This window comes from Cryobacterium sp. 10I1, from assembly GCF_035019805.1.
Lineage (GTDB): Bacteria > Actinomycetota > Actinomycetes > Actinomycetales > Microbacteriaceae > Cryobacterium > Cryobacterium glucosi.
The window spans coordinates 1-408 of the sequence record NZ_JASJVF010000575.1; the positions used below are offsets into that span (position 1 = coordinate 1).

A 408-nucleotide genomic window follows, 5' to 3' on the forward strand; every position below is an offset into this window, starting at 1 on the left:
AAAGCGCTCCGCGACCGGGTGATGGGCAAGCTCCGCGAGGCGATGCGTCCGGAGTTCCTGAACCGGCTCGACGAGATCGTGCTGTTCCGCAAGCTCGACGCGCCGCAACTGCACGACATCGTGCGGATGCTGCTCGCCGGGACGCGCACCCGGCTCGCCGCCCAGGGCTTCGCCCTGACCGTGAGCGAGGACGCGATCGACTGGATCGCCACGCGGGGCTACGAACCCGAGTACGGTGCCCGGCCGCTCCGCCGCGTGATCCAGCGGGAACTCGACGACAAGATCGCCGACCTCCTCGTCGGCTCTGACCTGCTGGCGAGTACCGGAGTCGAAGTCTCGGTTGCTGACGGCGCACTCGTCGTCGCGGCCGCGGCATCCGCGCCGGCGCAGCCGCTGCCCCTGGCCGCG

1 pseudogene is annotated in these 408 nt (G+C 71.1%); it reads left to right on the plus strand.

The features are described 5' to 3' along the window. A pseudogene (locus QN345_RS19845) lies at nucleotides 1-408 on the plus strand (ATP-dependent Clp protease ATP-binding subunit); the annotation flags it as partial.